At 53.9% G+C, this 18,736-nt stretch carries 3 protein-coding genes; 2 read left to right on the top strand and 1 reads right to left on the bottom strand.

Annotated features, from left to right (window positions below):
- The first annotated feature begins 111 nt into the window (after positions 1 to 111).
- A complete protein-coding gene (locus tag HMY34_RS04970) occupies positions 112 to 16,506 on the top strand; it encodes an IPTL-CTERM sorting domain-containing protein (protein WP_202718195.1) in 16,395 nt (5,464 codons plus the stop codon).
- Between the two features lie 121 nt (positions 16,507 to 16,627).
- On the opposite strand, the gene HMY34_RS04965 is transcribed toward HMY34_RS04970, so the two are convergent.
- Positions 16,628 to 17,236 carry a metal-dependent hydrolase gene (locus HMY34_RS04965; protein ID WP_202718194.1) on the bottom strand — a complete coding sequence of 203 codons (609 nt, stop codon included), beginning with the start codon at positions 17,234 to 17,236 and terminating at the stop codon, positions 16,628 to 16,630.
- Between the two features lie 393 nt (positions 17,237 to 17,629).
- Here HMY34_RS04965 and aroC point away from each other — a divergent pair, with 393 nt between their 5' ends.
- Positions 17,630 to 18,727: a chorismate synthase gene (gene aroC, locus HMY34_RS04960; RefSeq protein ID WP_202718193.1), complete on the top strand. Its 1,098-nt coding sequence runs from the start codon at positions 17,630 to 17,632 to the stop codon at positions 18,725 to 18,727.
- Positions 18,728 to 18,736 lie beyond the last annotated feature (9 nt).

Here is an 18,736-nt window from a genome sequence, read left to right as displayed (position 1 = left end):
TTTAGCTCGGCTTTTTTATGCACACGCGCTTTAAAGTGTGGGACACTATTCAGGCATATATAAAATATTAATGCTTGCTTGCTGATAAAACGATAAAAATTGGGGTTTCTCATGTCTCATTCTCCATCCCTGCTTGGGCGGCGCGTGCTGTGGTTGTGCGTGTTCCTGCTATTTCCCGCACTGGCAAATGCTACGCCGTTGCTGCAATTAGGGCCATTTGGACCGAACGATGGTACGGTCGATGGTACTGCACCTTTCAATGTGTTCAATGGTTGTGCTGGTGATGCGGCTAATCGCCAAACGGCGGGTGAAGACTGCGGTGAGGGAAACCTTGTGGTGCGAAACCAAGACGTGGTGGCGCATTCATGGTCAGTTGTTGCCAAGAACTATGCAGGCGCGGCAAACCTAAAAAATGTCGTATTAGAGCAAACGATTAAACCAGAGACTGGCGCAGTTATTGCGTTTGAGCGGATTCCGGTGGTTTGTACGGCAACAGGTGGGGGTGGCACAGCACCCGTTTCTAATATCGTGAATAACGCCGATGGTTCAAGTACGCTCACGTGTAACTTAGGTGAGTTTACGGAAGGTCAGCAGAAATCTTTTTCAGTTTTCGTGAAGGTTTCGGGTAAGTCACCCAATAATTCGAGTTATACCTCAGAGCAGCGTCTTTACTCTAAGGATGATGCCGGGGTTGAAAATGCAACGGGAGCGAGTAGTCCGGTTGTCGGGCCGATTCTTATTTCAGCAGCTCCAGCCTATGACTTGATCCATTCCATTTCCTCCACCCAAGGTTTGTATAACCGTGATCCGGGTAAACGTGATGTCGGCTATGGTTTGGAAATGGGTTATTACACGTACATGATGATCCGTGTGGCAGCAACCCGTAAAACCGGGGTGGAATCCATTACGCAGCCGTTTTCATTTGATAATGTTGTGACAGCCGTGCATACCGATGGTGTGACACCTTATCCTGAATTTGAATACCACATAACACAGTGTATTCCTCAGCCATCGGGTTGGGGCGGTGAAGTTTGGGGTAATGAAACCATGTATGCGGATCAGCCGCTTAATACCAAAGTTATTAATTCAGGAACTTGTGAATATACACGCAGTAATCCGTCTGACCCTACGTCTGATTACAGCTTTACCATTAAGGATGCAGACCTTTCAGGTAATCGCTATCCCACTAAAACCGTTTACGGTGGTGCCGACTTAACGGCTGGACCTTATTACGTGGTCAACCATCGCGTGCAAGTGTGGATTCCATTCCGCACTATTGAGGCAGAGGATGGCAATCCAAGTAACAACAATGGTCAAGTGAAGGTGTCAAGTGCGTTGACAGGGTTTGATCCTAACGGCGTTTCAGGTACATCTAACTTTGGAGCGCTGAAAGAGCCGGGATTTGATGGCGCGTTGATGGATGATAATACCCGCAGTAATAACCTGTTGGGGCCAACGGATTACCCAATTTTCCCAGCCGGTAGCTTCTGTGACTATATTTTTGACAGGGAAAATGGCAGCGGGGCAAGTTACACTTATTTGCCGACACAGAGCGGTTGGCACTCCGGTGATGGCGAAGTAGAGCCGGGGCAGACTTACCACAATATGCTGCATTACGGTAATAGCGGTTCAGTGAATTTAACTAACCCGGTTGCTTGTACTGCGTTTGATAATTCCACACAGAAACCTGTTACTCGTGACAAAATCGGTGCGCCTGCGGATGGGGTGTATGCCTATGTCGGGACGTATGCCGGTGAAGGTTTTGATGCCACCAAGTACACGGTCGAATATGGTCATGCGGATACGACCAGTGATGACATATTGGATGGTGATGGTAATGGCACGAAAGATTACGATCTCGCCAGTGGGCGTTATGACGGGGATTGGACAAAATCAGCGGCAGTGCGCTGCGATGATGCGGTTTCCCCCGGTGGTTGGCATACTGACATTAACGCAGTTTCAGATGGTGCTGTTAGTGGTGTTGATGCTGTTAATATTGTGCGTGTCCGTCTTAAAGACCCTGTGGCTGACAGCCTTGATCCGGGACAGTACATCCGCTTTGCGATACCCTTAGAGGCGCGTAATACCTTTAACGGTGGCCCTTATAACGGTGAGCAAATTCCCATCGGTACGGTATTAGCCAGCTTTGGTGCGGTAAAATCTGACCAGTGGGCGCAAACATGGTATCCGGGCAATCCACGTGATTATAACCCAATGCCAGAAACAGGCGCGTGTGACGGCGACCGTGTAACCTTAAACCGCGTTTCTTTGCGGATTGATTCTGAATCTCTGACACCCGTTGCGGCATCCGGTAAAACCGCATCGACCTTGGCAGGTAAGCAGATTGTGTGGAAGTTAAATACCTCTGCGCAATCACGTCAAAGCACGGCAGTTGCCAACAATGTGAAAATTATTGACGTATTGCCACCGCTGGCAAGTTATAACGCCGCCTGCACTCTTGCACAAGCAGGTGGCACGCTCCCCAGTTTAGTGGAATACAATAAAGATAAAGACGGTAATGCCGCTCCCGGTTATACACGTCTCAGTTGGAATCTGGGAGATGTGACCGCCAATACAGAAATTCCCCCGCGTATTTTCTGTACGGATACCGACTCACTTGCCGCTAACAACAGTAACGTGGTGAACTGGGCAACAATCCGTGCGGACAATGTGTCGTTCTCAGCGTCACGTCAGCAGGATGATCACACGATTACCTTGGAACAATCCGGCTCAATCCAGCTCTCGAAGAAAGTCGATATGCCGCTGGATGATATGAACGATGACCAAGTACATACCATTTCCTGGTCAAACTTTGCGGCGTCGTTCTCTATCAATGCACCTACCGTGATTGACGTTTTCCCGTTCATGTCCGGTGGTGGCGATGGGTTGAGTTCAAAATCGCCCCGGACTCCAGCTTCTAATTTCCACGGTAAATTGGTCTTAACAACAGTACCAACCATTACTTGGTTAAACGGTACAGTGCCAGGGGCTGCTGATCCTAATCCAGAATTGGGGACATGGTATTACTCGGCGGATGCGCCTGAAACGATCAATTACGATCCCGATACCAACACCTCTAAGTGGTGTACCGAAGCGCAATTTGGCAGCGGTGGCGGTTGCCCTGCGGCACTCGATAACGTAACGGCGGTTAAATTTGTTTCCAACTACGCGCTAGAACGCGATGGCAACCCGCGCCAAGGGATGACTTCCACCTTTACCTTGCAAGCAGGTGATACCGTTGATCCGAATTCGAGCCTAGCGAATAAGGCTGGCGACTTGTACGTCAACCGTTTCACGATGGATTCAACCTCATTACCAGCCGATCAATTCCTTGCATCCAACAATGTGTCAGTGCAAGTCGCGGCGTATTCCATCGGCGACTTTATCTTTGCCGATAACAATCAAAACGGCCTGTATGACGTGGGTGTGGATGCGCCAGCACCCGATGGTATCACCGTGGATTTGTATGACAGTGCGGATAAGAAAGTGGCAACTACCACCACGGGTGTTGTGGGGGCAGGGCGCTTCTTGTTTGAGCCATTGGCTTCGGGACAGTATTACATCAAGATTCCGGCGGGACAATTCCAGAGCAGCGGTAAACTGTTCGGCTGGCAAGCCTCGGTTGTGCCGGATGGCGCAACAGAAGAAGGCAATGGCAATGAAACCGTGGATCAACACGGTTATGCAGCGGGCGCGTTGACGTCCACCGGCATCCGTACTGGCTTGATTACGTTGTCTGCCAATCCACCGCCACCGGGTGGTGTACCCACGGGCAATGAACCAATGGGTGATAATGCAGGCAGTATTACCGATCCTACCGGCGATGATTTCTCCAACCTGACCTTGGACATTGGTTTAGTGCCACCACCTGCCAGCCTTGGCGATACCGTTTGGAACGATGTGAACCAAAACGGTATGCAAGACGTGGGTGAGCAAGGGCTTTCCAATGTGCTGGTAAAATTGCTGGATAAAGACGGGGTAGAGCTGAAAAACCTGCGTACTGATTCCGCAGGCAAGTATGAATTTACCAATTTATCGGCCGGTAGCTACTACGTGGAAGTGGTACGCCCTGCCGGTTATAGCTTATCCGCAAAAGATCAAGGAGCAGATGACACCAGCGACAGCGACATGAATCCGGTCGATGGGCGCAGTGCGTTGATTACCTTGGGCTTTGGCGTGCATGACCCGAATGTAGATGCGGGCTTGTTCCGTGCTGCCAGTATCGGGGATCGGGTGTGGTTGGATGCCAACGGCGATGCCGTGCAAGATGCCAGCGAAACCACCAACCTTGCCAATGTCACCATTCTGTTGCAAGACAGTGCAGGCAATACCTTGGATACCACCGACACGGATACCAATGGTGCTTATCTGTTCAGTGGTTTGCAACCCGGAAATTACAAAGTCAAGATTGATACAACGGATGCCGATTTAGTGGGTTACACCCTCACGACGGACAATAATCCGCACAGCGTGACCTTGGCGGAAGGGCAGGCGTATGTGGATGCCGACTTTGGTTTCGTGAATTTCGCCAGCGTCGGTGATCGGGTGTGGGAAGACCGCAATGGTAACGGTATTCAAGATGATGGCGAACCCGGTATTGCCGGTGTCACTGCGCGTTTGCTGGATAGCACCGGTACGGCGGTGGTTAAAACCACGACCACGGATGCCAGTGGTTTGTATCTGTTTAGTAATGTTACGCCGGGTAATTATTTGCTGGAATTTGCTAAGCCTGACGGTTTTGCCGGGTTTGTTACTGCCAGCCAAGGCGCAGATTTAGCCAAAAATTCGGATGCGGATGTGTTAACCGGACGTACCGCGACCTTTACCTTGAGCGGTGGCGCTACGCTGCGCGATTTCGACGCGGGCTTGTACCGGGCGGCGAGCGTGGGTGATTTGCTGTGGTTTGATGCCAACGGCAACGGTATGCAAGACGTGGGTGAGCCGGGTGTGGCGGGTACAACCGTGACACTTAGCGGTACACGCGGGGATGGCGCAGCGTTAGCGGCGATCAGCAAAACCACCGATGCCAGTGGGGTGTACGGTTTTGAAGATTTGTATCCCGGCAATTACACCGTGACGTTCAGCTTGCCTGCGGGCATGACGTTCACTAGCCAAAATCAAGGTGCTAACGATGCGCAAGATAGCGATGTTGGCACGGATGGTATTACCAGCGCGGTGGTGCAATCCGGTGAAAAGAACCTGACGCTGGATGCTGGGGTACGTCCGGCAGCGGTAAGCGGTCGGGTATGGATTGACAATAATGTTCCCAATGCACAAGACGACGGCATCAGCGCGGAAGATGGCGTGGTCGGTGTCTCGGTCAATTTGATTGATACGACCAGTGGCGCTGTGGTGGCAACCACCACCACGGGGGCAGATGGTTTGTATACCTTTACCGGTGTGTTGCCAGGCAGTTATCAGGTGCAAGTGCTAGAGCCTGCGAATATGGGCTTTGTGGCACAAAATCAGGGTGGCGATGACACCAAAGACAGTGATGTTGAGGTGGCAAACGGCAAAAGTCAGGTATTCACCGTCAGTTCTGGCGATACCGTGACCGACTTGGATGCAGGGATCGAACCGGGGCGCTTGGGTGATCGCGTTTGGTTGGATTTGAATAGCAATAATCTGCAAGACAGCGGTGAACCGGGCGTTGCCAATGTTACCGTTAACTTACTGGATGGCAGTGGTGCGGCAGTGGCAACGCAAGCCACCGATGCGACCGGTTTCTATGACTTCGCAGCGGTCTTGCCGGGCGCTTACACGGTGCAATTCATTGCGCCAGCCGGTATGACGTTGGTAACAGCGAATCAAGGCACGGATGACACCCTTGATTCTGACCCAAGCGCCGATGGCAAGATTGCGGTCACCATTGTGTCCGGTGTCGGCAATCAAACCGTGGATGCGGGGATTCTACCCGCCAAACTCGGTGATTTTGCATGGCTGGATCGCGATGCGGACGGCACACAAGGTGCAACCGAACCGCCAGTGGTTGGTATGACGGTTAACTTGCTCGATGCCAGCGGTAATCCGGTAAACGATATGGGTGGAAACCCGGTTACGGCCGTTACCGATGCCAATGGCAAATATGCATTTGTCGTATTGCCGGGAACGTATCGGGTGAGCTTTAACCTGCCTGCGGGTGCGGTATTCAGCGCGTTGGATCAAGGCGGTAATGATGCAGCGGATTCGGATGCTGTCTTGGCTACCGGCATGACGCCGGTCGTGACCTTGGTGTCGGGTGATGAAAACCTGACCTTGGATGCCGGTTTAGCGATTACCAGCGTTTCAGGTTTCGTGATCGAAGACCGCAATGCCAATGGCACGCAAGATTCGGGTGAAACCGGTATTGCCGGGGTAACGCTGACGCTGACGGGCACGGATGTGTTTGGGAATCCGGTCGCGGCATTGACCACGACCACGGATGCCAATGGTTTCTACCGTTTCGATAAATTAGCGCCTGGCACGTATGCGGTGAGCGAAACCAATCCGGCAAATTACGTTTCCAGCGCCAGCCTGCCCGGTAATGCGGTGGGTGCAGCAGTGGTGGATGCGGATGCATTAACCACACCGGCACTTGGCGGTACACCGTCAGAAAACAATAACTTCCTTGATTACCGCTTGGGCAGCATTGCCGGTCAGGTGCGCGAAGACGTGGATTATGACGGCGAGCTGGCGGATGCGGATAGCGGCATGGCAGGTGTGACGGTGACGTTGTTTACCGATCCAAACGGTGACGGTAATCCGGCTGATGGGGTGGAAGTGGCAACCACGACCACGAACAGCAGCGGCGCTTACCTTTTCAATGCGTTGACACCGGGCAATTACACGGTGGTGGAAACGGATTTTGCCCAATGGCAATCCACCGCCGATACGCAAGGCACTAATGACAACCGTATTCCGGTGGTATTGGCTTCCGCACAAGCCAGCACGGGGAATGATTTCCTCGATGCCAAGCAACAAGGCGGTCTCAGCGGAGTCGTGTGGACCGATACGAATACCGACGGGGTGCGTGATGCCACCGAAACCGGTATTCCCAGCGTTACCGTTAAAGTGTTGGATAGCAACGGTACGGTTGTGGCGACCTTGATCACGGATAGTAGCGGCGTGTATACGGCGGCGAATTTGCCACCGGGCGATTACCGCGTACAACTTGACCCCGCCACCTTGCCCGCAGGAATGCAGCAAACCGGCGACCCCGATGGCTTATTGGATCACCAAACCAATGCCGAGGTGAAGCCTGCGCAAGTAACCAGTGGCTTGGACTTTGGTTATGTGGGCAATGTCTTCTTGGGTGATTTTGCATGGCACGACTTGAATGCTAACGGTATTCAGGATGCCGGTGAACCGGGGCTGGCGGGCGTGACCGCTACCTTGTACCTCGATGCCAATGGCAATGGCTTGGCAGAGTCGGGTGAGCAACTCCAATCGGTTGTAACGCCCGCCACTGGCGCTTACGCATTCCATGATTTATTGCCGTTGGATTATCTGGTGAATTTCACCCTGCCGAATGGCTATTTACGCAGCCCGCAGAATCAGGGTGCGGATGACGCGAAAGATTCCGATGCCGATGCTAATGGGCAAGCGGCGGTTAGTCTGAAAACGGGGACGAATGCCACGATTGATGCAGGTTTCTACCAATTGGGTCAGTTAGGCGATTACGTGTGGCTGGATGCGGATGCCAACGGTGTGCAAGATGCCGCTGAACCCGTGATTGCAGGGATGGCAGTGCAGTTGCTAGACGCGGCGGGGGTGCAATTGGCAAGCACGACGACGGATGCGAATGGTCGGTATGTGTTTGCGGATTTGCCACCGGCGGCTTACGGTGTCAAGTTCACTGCCCCAGCGGGAATGAGTTTTACCTCGGCACTGCAAGGCGGTGATACGGCGCTGGATTCGGATGTGGATGGCAGCGGTATGGCGAATGCGACGCTGGTTTCCGGCACGAACTTGCTCACGGTGGATGCGGGAATTACCCCAGCCGCCATTACTGGGCGCGTGTGGATTGATAACGATACGCCGAATGCGACCGATGACGGCGTGGAAGCAGGCGTTGTCGGGGTTGGGGTTAATTTGATTGACACCAACACGGGTAACGTTGTGGCAACCACGACCACCGGTGCTGACGGTATTTACCGCTTCATTGGCGTTTTGCCCGGTGATTATCAGGTGCAAGTCATTGAGCCTGCGAATATGGGTTTTGTTAAGCAAGATCAGGGCGGCGATGACAGCAAAGACAGTGATGTCACGCCAACCGATGGCAAGAGCCAGGTATTCACGGTCACTTCCGGCAATACGGTGAGTGATATTGATGCGGGAATCGAGCCAGGCGCCTTGGGTGATCGGGTATGGCTGGATAGCAATGGCAATAACCTGCAAGACAGCAGTGAGCCGGGTATTGCGAACATTACCGTTAACTTGCTGGATAGCAATGGCGCGGTAGTCGCTACGCAAATCACCGATGCCACAGGTTTCTATAATTTCGCGGCAGTATTGCCGGGCGATTACACTGTGCAATTCGTTGTGCCAGCCGGAATGACGCTGGTAACGGCTAATCAAGGCTTGGATGACACGCTTGATTCTGACCCGGCAACCGATGGCAAGATTGCAGTTACGATTGTATCCGGTGTCGGCAACCAAACCGTGGATGCGGGAATTGTGCCAGCCAAACTGGGTGATTACGTTTGGCAAGACCTGAATGGTAATGGCAAACAAGACGCGGCAGAACCTGTGGTTGCCGGTTTGGTGGTCAATTTGCTGGATAAAGACGGCAAGCCGATGTTGGATGTGGGCGGCAATGCCATTACTACCACCACGGCTCAAGATGGCAAGTATCAGTTCATGGTATTGCCGGGCGAATACCGCGTGGGCTTCAGCCTGCCAACCGGTGTGGCGGCTACTACTGTCGATCAAGGCGGCGATGATGCAGCGGATTCCGATGGGGATCCCGCTACCTTGATGACACCGGTGGTAACGCTGGCATCCGCTGCGGTAGATGCCACCTTGGACTTGGGTTTAGCCCCAGCAACGGTCTCCGGCTACGTGATCGACGATGCCAATGCTAACGGCGTGCAAGACACGGGTGAACGGGTGATTGTCGGGGTAACGGTGACGCTGAGCGGCAAAGACGCTTTCGGTGTCGAGATCACCGAAACCACCACTACGGATGCTAACGGTTTGTACAGTTTCACCGTGCCTGCGGGTCAATACACCCTCAAAGAAACCAATCCGGCGGATTATGTTTCGAGTGGCAGCAAAGCCGGTTCAACAGCGGGTGCAACCGTGATTGGCATGGATGAAGTCATGACACCGGTCGCAGGTGGTAGCACCTCTGAACGCAATGACTTCTTCGACTACCGGGTGGGCAGCATTGCCGGGCAAGTCCGCGATGATGCCAATTACAACGGTGCATTGACTGACACAGAAACCGGTATTCCGGGTGTCACCATGACCCTGCTGCTGGACGATGTGGAAGTGGCAAGAACGGCTACGGATAGCGACGGTAAATACTCGTTTACCAATCTGAAACCGGGTAACTATGTGATTGTGGAAACCGATCTGGCATTGTGGAGTTCCACGGCTGACATCGACGCTACCAATGACAACCGTGTGGCAGTGACGCTGGCTTCAGCACAACACAGCACCGGGAATGATTTCCTTGACAGCAAACAGAAAGGCAGCCTTAGCGGGGTAGTGTGGACAGATACCAACAGTGATGGCGTGCGTGATGGCGGCGAATCCGTGCTGGCGGGCGTGAGTGTCACGGTGTTGGATAGCAGTGGCAATCCGGTTGCGACCTTGACGACCGACGCGCAAGGTGCGTACAGCGCCGCCGATTTGCCGCCGGGTACGTATACCGTGAATGTTGATCCTGCCAGCTTGCCTGCGGGTTCCCAGCAAACCGGCGACCCGGATGGGGTGAAAGATCACCAGACGCTTGCCGTGATTAAGCCTTCGCAAAATACCAGTGGTTTGGACTTTGGTTATGCAACGCTGGTGGCCTTAGGGGATAAGGTATGGCACGACTTGAATGCTAACGGTGTGCAAGATGCCGAAGAACCGGGTTTGGCGGGTGTCATGGTGGCGTTGTACCGCGATGCTAACAATAACGGCAGCCCTGACGCGGATGAGCAGGTGAAAGCGGTGCTGACCGATGGCACGGGCGCGTATCTGTTCAGCAAATTGTTGCCTGTTGATTATCTGGTCACGTTCAGTGTGCCGACCGGTTACGAACGCAGCCCGGCTAAGCAAGGCGGCAACGGTGACACGGATTCCGATGCGGATGCGAACGGTCACGTCAAGGTAAGCTTGGTCAATGGCGCGACGCTGGCAGTGGATGCCGGTTTCTATCAACGCGGTCGCCTCGGTGATTACGTGTGGCTCGACGCTAACCAGAACGGTTTGCAAGAAGCTAATGAACCTGCAATTACCGGCATGACGGTGAACTTGCTGGATAGCAATGGTGCAACGGTGGCGAGTACCACTACCGATGCAGCCGGTTTCTACCAGTTTGATAAGCTGATTCCGGGCAATTACCAAGTCCAATGGGTTGCACCGCAAGGCATTGTTTTTACCCAGCAAGATGTGGTGGGGGATGATGCCCTTGATTCTGATGCCAATAGCAGCGGGATTGCGCCGGTTGTGTTGGCTTCCGGGCAAACCATTGCGAGTGTGGATGCGGGGATTTTGCCAGCCGCTGTCAGCGGGCGGGTGTGGATTGACCGTAACGCCAATGGCCTCGATGATGCGGCGGAAGAAGCCGGTGTGCCGGGGGTACGGGTGAATTTGCTGGATGCCAAAACCGGCGCAGTGGTTGCTACCACTACCACGGGGGGCGATGGTGAGTACAACTTTACGGGCATTCTACCGGGTGACTATTTGGTAGAAACCGTGCAGCCTGCCACGATGGTATTCGTCACGCCGGATCAGGGGGACGATGATACCCGCGATTCCGATGTGCAAGTGGCAAGCGGACGTAGCCCCAGTTTTGTGCTGAATTCATCAACAAGCGTGACCGATGTCGATGCCGGTATTCAACCGGGTGAACTCGGCGATCACGTCTGGCTGGATCAGAACAACAACGGTCTGCAAGACGCGGGTGAAGCGGGTATTGGCAACGTGACGGTGAATTTGCTGGATGGCAGTGGCAATGTGGTGGCGACGCAAGCCACGGATGCGACCGGCTTCTACAATTTCACGGGCGTCTTGCCGGGTGATTACAGCGTGCAGTTTGTATTGCCGCAAGGGACGCAGTTTACCGCCAGCAATAACGGCAGTGATGATGCGCTGGATTCCGATGTGGATGCTGCTGGTAAAGTGGCTGTTACGGTGATTTCCACCGTCGGCAACCAAACGGTGGATGCGGGCATTGTGCCTGCCACCATCAGCGGTACGGTGTTGGATGACCGCAATGCGAACGGTGTGCAAAACGACGACGACACGCCTGTGTCGGGTGTGGTTGTGACCGTTACCGGAACGGATGTGCTCGGCAACCCGGTAACACTGGAAACAACCACGGATACAGCGGGTCATTACAGCATTGCCGTGCCACCGGGTACGTACACTGTTACTGAAACCAATCCATCAACGGCAGTTTCAACCGGCAGCGAAGCCGGAACACAAGGCAGCACGGTGGTGGATAAAGACGCTATCAGCGTTACCGTGAACAGTGGGCAAGTGTCCGCCAACAATGATTTCCTTGACTACATGCCAGCGCGTTTGAGTGGTCAAGTGCGCGATGATGCTAACGGTAACGGCGTGTTGAGCGATGCGGAAAATGGCATTGCCAGCATTAGCGTGAGTTTGTGGCTGGGTGACACGCTCGTTGCCACCGAAATGACCGATACCAACGGCGTCTACGTGTTTGAAAATGTGCAACCGGGTACGTACAGCGTGCGTGAAACCGACCGTAACGGTTGGCTTTCCACCGCTGATGTGGACGGTGCAAACGACAACACGGTTAGCGTGACCTTGGCGTCGGGTGATGACAAGCCGGGGCATGATTTCCTCGACACTTATCCGGTGAATATTACCGGTCAGGTGCGCGATGATACTGACCGTGACGGCGATTTGAATGATGCGGATACCGGTATGCCGGGTGTCACTGTCACCTTATTGCTGGATGGCAAGCCCGTGCAAACCACGACCACCAATGACAACGGTGAATACAGCTTTGCAGCGGTATCGCCGGGTGATTATGTGATTACCACGACTGACCCAAGCCCGTATGCGCCAAGCGGTGATGTGGATGGCGGTCAGGATGCACGAATTGCCGTCACGGTATTCTCTGGCATGGCGGTCGTCGATCAAGACCTGCTTTACGCCAATATGCAGGGTTCGCTGGGTGATTGGGTGTGGTTGGATCGGAACAACGATTCGTTGCAAGACAGCAGCGAGCCGGTGCTGGCGGGGATCACGGTGGTGTTGTCGGGTAAGGATACAGCGGGTAATGCCGTTAACCTAAGCACGGCTACCGATGCAACCGGCAAGTACTTGTTTGCAAAGCTAGTGCCGGGGGTTTACACCATTGAGTACCAGTTGCCACTGGGGATGCGTTTGACCTTGCCAAATCAAGGTGATAATGAAGCCTTGGATTCTGACCCGGAAATTCTCAGCCGTCAGGTCACTGTTACCTTGGCAGCCGGGGAGCATAACCACAATGTTGATGCTGGGGTACGTCCGGCGTTGGTGAGCGGTGCGCTGTGGGAAGACCGCAACGGTGATGGCTTGCTCACACGCGGTGAAGCACCGTTGGCGAGTGTGCCGGTGGCATTGTTTACTGACCCGAATGGCGATGGCAACCCTGCTGATGGCGTGCAAGTTGGAACGACTAACTCCGGTGTCGACGGTGTTTATGGCTTTGATGGTTTGATGCCGGGTACTTACGTGGTTGTGGTGTCACCACCGTCAGGTTATGTGCCAGTACCGCCTAATCAAGGCACTGACCCTGCCATCAATAGCAGTGTGCTGGTTGATCGTCGCTTGCCTGTCACCTTGGAATCGGGTGAAACCGTGGACAAGAATGGTGGTTTCTACGTATTGGGTAGCGTTGGCGACCGTCTCTGGTTGGACTTGAACAGCAATGGTAAGCAAGAAGCAGTCGAGCCGGGCATCCGTGATGTGACCTTGGCCTTGCTGAATCAGGCGGGCGAGCCGGTCATGAATCCGCTGAATCCCGAATTGCCTTACCGCGTGGTTTCCGATGTCAACGGTGTTTACCGTTTTGATAACCTGCTACCGGGGCAGTATTTCGTGCAGTTAGAAAATTTGGATGGCTTCGTGCTAACCCAAACCGATGCAGGCACGGATGATGCGCAAGATAGCGATGCGAATGCGAACGGGCGGATGCCAGCACTGGTGCAATCCGGCTTGCATAACCCTGATGTGGATGCGGGTCTCTTGCCTGCCAGCGTCAGTGGACGGGTTTGGAGCGATCACAACAGCAGCAACGGTGTTGATGATGGTCTGTATGCAGAACCCGGTATGGTCGGCATTGTGGTCAATTTACTGGATAAAGACGGTAACTTGGTCGCAACGACTACCACGGGTGTGGACGGTATCTACAGTTTCAGCGGCGTATTGCCGGGCGACTATCAGCTTGAATTCGTGACCCCGAATAGCATGACGCTGGTAGCCGCCAATCAGGGTGAGGATGACACCCGCGATTCCGATGCGGATGTGGAAACCGGCCGTTCACCCTTATTCACCGTCACTTCCAGCACTGGGGTGCAAGACGTGGATGCAGGTATTCAAGCAGGCACATTGGGTGATCGCGTGTGGGTAGATTTGAACGCTAACGGTTTGCAAGACAGCGGTGAACCCGGTGTCGCTGGCGTTACCGTCAAGTTGCTGGACAGCGCCGATAAAGAGGTTGCCTTGACTACCACGGATGTTTCGGGTTTCTACGCTTTCCGTGATGTGATACCGGGAACTTATACGGTGCAATTCGTGCTGGCGGCAGATATGAAGCTGACAGCGACCGATCAAGGCGACGATGACGCGCTGGATTCTGATGCTGATCCGGTAACGGGGAAAGCCAGTGCGCAGGTAAGTTCGGGTGCGGCTGGTAATCAAACCGTGGATGCGGGGATTTTACCGACGAAACTGGGTGATCATGTCTGGCTGGATGCCAATAAGAACGGCGTACAGGATGAAGGTGAAATGCCACTGGCAAATGTCACGGTGTTGTTGCTGAATGCGGATGGCGAAAAGGTTGCCAGTACATCCACCGATAATGCAGGTAACTATCAGTTCAGCGTCGCGGCAGGCACTTACAGCGTGCAGGTTGTGGCAATGGACAGCGCCTTTACCGCCGCAACGCTGGGGGATAATGCCGAGCGTGATTCCGATGTGGATAACAGTGGGGCAACACCGTTGCTGACGTTCAGTTCCGGTATCACCAACATGGCGCTGGATGCGGGTATTTTGCCAGCGTCTATCAGCGGTAAAGTGGTGAACGATGTGCTGGCAAACGGCGTAGTGGAATCAACGGATGGCGGCATTGCGAATATTACCGTGACGCTCAGCGGAACGGATAGCTTCGGCAATCCGATCAGTTTGACCACGGTATCGGCAGCGGATGGCAGCTACCAGTTCCTCGTACCACCCGGTGTTTACACGCTGACCGAAACCCAGCTGCAAGGCTATGTGTCGACCGGCAGCAGTGCAGGTTCAGGCGATGGCAGCGTCATCAGCGATGATCAGGTGCAAGTCACGGTGGCCAGCAATGCCACGGTGCAGGATGTCAATTTCCTAGACCACGATCCGGCATCGTATGTGGTACTGAGCGGCAATGTCGTGGATGACCGCAACCACAATGGTCAGGCAGACGCGGGTGAAAACGGTTTGCCGGGTGTCGATGTCACCTTGTTCACTGACCCGAATGGCGATGGCGACCCCACAGACGGCGTGGCAATGGAAACCGCGATCACCGATAGCAGCGGCAGCTTTACCTTCAACGGTATGCCGCCGGGTCAATACGTGGTGATGGAATCCGATCCGCTCAATTACGAATCCACCGCTGACAGCGCGGGTGCGAACGATAACCGCGTGCCGGTGACGCTGGTATCCGGGCAAGTACCGACCAAGCCGTTGTTCCTCGATGCGAAGCCGCACGGCAGCTTGAGTGGGCATGTGTTGTTAGACACGGATAAGGACGGTGATTTGGCTGACCCGGATAACGGTTTGGCGGGCATCAATGTCCTGTTGTTCACTGACCCGAACGGCGACGGCAACTCGGATGATGGCGAACGTGTGGATGCGGTCTTAACCGACGAAACCGGGCGTTATGTGTTCACCAATGTGCTTGCCGGTAATTGGGTAATCGTGGCGGTGGATCAGGCGGGTTATGTGTCCACAGCGGATATTACGCTGCCGAATGACAACCGGATTCCGGTGGTGGTTGATGTGGTGAATGGCGCTAACGAATGCCGCTTGCCGAATGGGACGGCAACGTGTACCGGCTTGGACTTCTTGGATGCGCCACTCAATAGCGGGATTCAATTGCTGAAAACCGCTTACCAAGGGCATGATGCGGGGGCGAAGTGCGGTACGGATGCTGCGAAAACCGAGCTGACGTTGGTGGACATCGACAAGGACAAGCGTGAAAACGTGACGTACTGTTTCGAGATTACTAACACGGGTGATAACTGGTTGGCACAGGTTGCTTTATTGGATGACACGTTGGGGCTGACGGCTGATAAGCTGCAAGCACTGGGTGATATTCCGGCATTGCTGGCGCCGCAAAGCAAGGATGCGAATGCGCGGATGCGTTATTACTACGAGCATGTGATTACAGCGGGTATTGTCAATAAAGCCAGTGTCACCGCCAAACCCGCGTTGGAAGACGGCACGGTATTGGCAGGTGGGGTGGATACCAGCAGTGATAGCTCGGTTAACGTGCGCTTTGTGTTTGACCCGCCGACAGCGACCAAAACCGTAACCGCCACCGGCGAACAGGTGATGTTGTGGCAAATGGTGTGGATTAACAGCAGCAGCGACAGTGTGGCTGGGGTGGAAATCTACGACGGTGTACCCGCAGGCACGTACTACGCGGCGATGCAAGCCGGAGCGCATGTCAGTCCCGATGGTGTTTACTGTGAAACACGCGGTTCTTCACGCACCGATATTTGCCGCTACGAAGCCCCTAGCGCGGAATTCCCACGCGGTCGGGTCTTCTGGAAAGGGACTATCGGCGCAGACTTGGGCAATGCCACGGAACAGGCAGCGTTGAACGAAGTGGTGATTCGTTTCTATAGCGTGTTGAATAAAGCGGGTGATCAGCAAACCATTGAAAATCAAGCCAGCTCTAGCTGGGACTTGGATGCCGATGGCAAGCCGGAATACGCCGATTTCAAAACGGATAACGGTAGCACGGACGATTTCGGTGATAGCACCAGTATCTCCATGGGCGCACCGGCACAAATCCCAACCTTGGGTGAGTGGGCGCTGTGGATGCTGAGCTTGCTGATGGTGTTGGTAGCCTTTGGCTACCGGCGCAAAGCCCGCTAACGTTTCATCACCCGTAATCGGTCAAAAACAAAAGGGGCAGAATATTCTGCCCCTTTTTCTTTCCTTTCTCCGGTAGAGACGCAAAATCTTGCGTCTCTACCTGCGCCTTCCGGGTAATGGCTTAGAAACCCCACAGCGCAAAAAAGCTGACAAATCCAATCGCCAGAATGCTGTAAAATTCAACGGCACGCCCGCGTCCGATAGGGGTCAAGGCTGGGCGCATTCCTGTTTGTGTTTCCACAAAGCGGGTATTGTCGAGATCATCCAGCAACAAATGCAGCAAATAACTGGTGCTAGACGCTAAAAATGCCGGAAGTGCCGCTGCTGCCCCCACGGTCAAATAAGCAACCCACGCCACGCCCAGCGAGAGACACACCGCCGCAATCGCAGAATGTGTATGCCCGCCGCGTTTCATAATTTGGCTTAACACGTCCCAAAAGCGTGACACCATGAATAACGCAACCGGGATTGCCAGCAATAAATCCGTCGGGCGGTAAACAAATTGAATGCTGGGTACGATGATGGCGGCTAAGCGGCTCAGTTGTTGTACCACCTTGAAACCGGTGGATTGCGTATCATCAATATCCGGCAGTAAACCGCCGACGTAACCGCTCAAGGTGACGATGCCGATAACTTCCCAGCCCAGTTGTGGTGCGACGATGGACGATACCGCTGCGACACCGATGCCGGTTGCCACTGCTGCTAAATGGTGTGTGCTGTTATCAGCCATGTTATTGCCCTTTTGAATCGAAATCATTGATTTTTTGACTTTTGACTTGAGTTTCACGCCATCCCCATGAAATGAAACGGTCTGTATGCTTAGAAAGATTGAGCCGGAGAAGTTCCGGCTATCTTTAAATCCCCATCATTATTAATGGCGTGCTGCTTGTGGGGAGCAGGCGCACGTTTTTTTCCTAGCGATTGAATTCTGAAGTGATTGCGTGAAGCCGCGTTAAAAAGAGGGGGGACATCGGCTCCCCCCATTCGGGCTTTTGCGTCGGTTTGACACTATAATTTTTATGATGTGTTTGATGAATCTTATAACAGCTAAGCTGAATGGGAGATAAATGCGCAATAACAAAAGGGCTGCAAGGGTTTTTGAATAGCTGCTACAATCACACTCATGTCAGGAAATACTTTTGGAAAACTGTTTTCCGTGACCTCATTCGGTGAGAGTCACGGCCCCGCAATCGGTTGCATCGTGGATGGCTGCCCGCCCGGACTCGCCCTCACTGCAAGCGATATTCAAATCGACCTTGATCGGCGTAAGCCAGGGCAAAGTCGCCACACCACCCAGCGGCGCGAAGCTGACGAGGTGCAAATCCTATCGGGCGTGTTCGAGGGTAAAACCACGGGTACAACGATTGCGCTGCTCATCCACAACACGGATCAGCGTTCTAAGGATTACGGCGATATTATGGATCGTTTCCGTCCCGGTCACGCCGATTACACGTATTACAAAAAATACGGCTTCCGCGATTACCGTGGGGGCGGGCGTTCGTCTGCCCGCGAAACTGCGATGCGCGTTGCTGCCGGGTCGATTGCCAAGAAGTGGTTGTTGGAACGTTACGGCGTGGTGATTCGCGGCTATTTGTCGCAGCTCGGCCCCATCGTTGCAGAAACCTTGGATTGGGACGAAATCGCCAATAACCCCTTCTTCTGCCCCGATGCCAGCAAAGTGCAGCCGATGGAAGATTACATGGATGCTTTGCGCAAAGAAGGCAATTCCGTCGGTGCGAAAATCACCACGGTCGCCTCCAACGTGCCACCCGGTTGGGGCGAACCGATTTTCGACCGGCTGGATGCGGATATTGCGCACGCGATGATGTCGATCAATGCGGCAAAAGGTGTGGAAATCGGTGCGGGTTTCGACTGCGTGGCGCAAAAAGGCACAGAGCACCGCGATGAAATTACCATGCAAGGCTTTCTCAGCAATCATTCTGGGGGCGTATTGGGTGGTATTTCGTCGGGGCAGGAAATCATTGTGCATACCGCGTTCAAACCGACTTCCAGTATGCGTTTGCCGGGGCGTAGTGTGAATTTGGATGGCGAAGCGGTGGAAGTGATTACCAAAGGTCGCCATGATCCGTGCGTGGGGATTCGTGCTACCCCGATTTGCGAGGCAATGCTGGCTATTACGCTGATGGATCATGCGTTGCGGCATCGCGGGCAGAATGCGGATGTGACGACGGATTTGCCGGATATTCCCGCTTCACCTTGATGAGTAATT

The organism is Thiothrix subterranea (genome assembly GCF_016772315.1).
GTDB classification, from domain to species: Bacteria; Pseudomonadota; Gammaproteobacteria; order Thiotrichales; family Thiotrichaceae; genus Thiothrix; species Thiothrix subterranea.
This window is presented reverse-complemented; position numbering and strand designations above follow the sequence as displayed.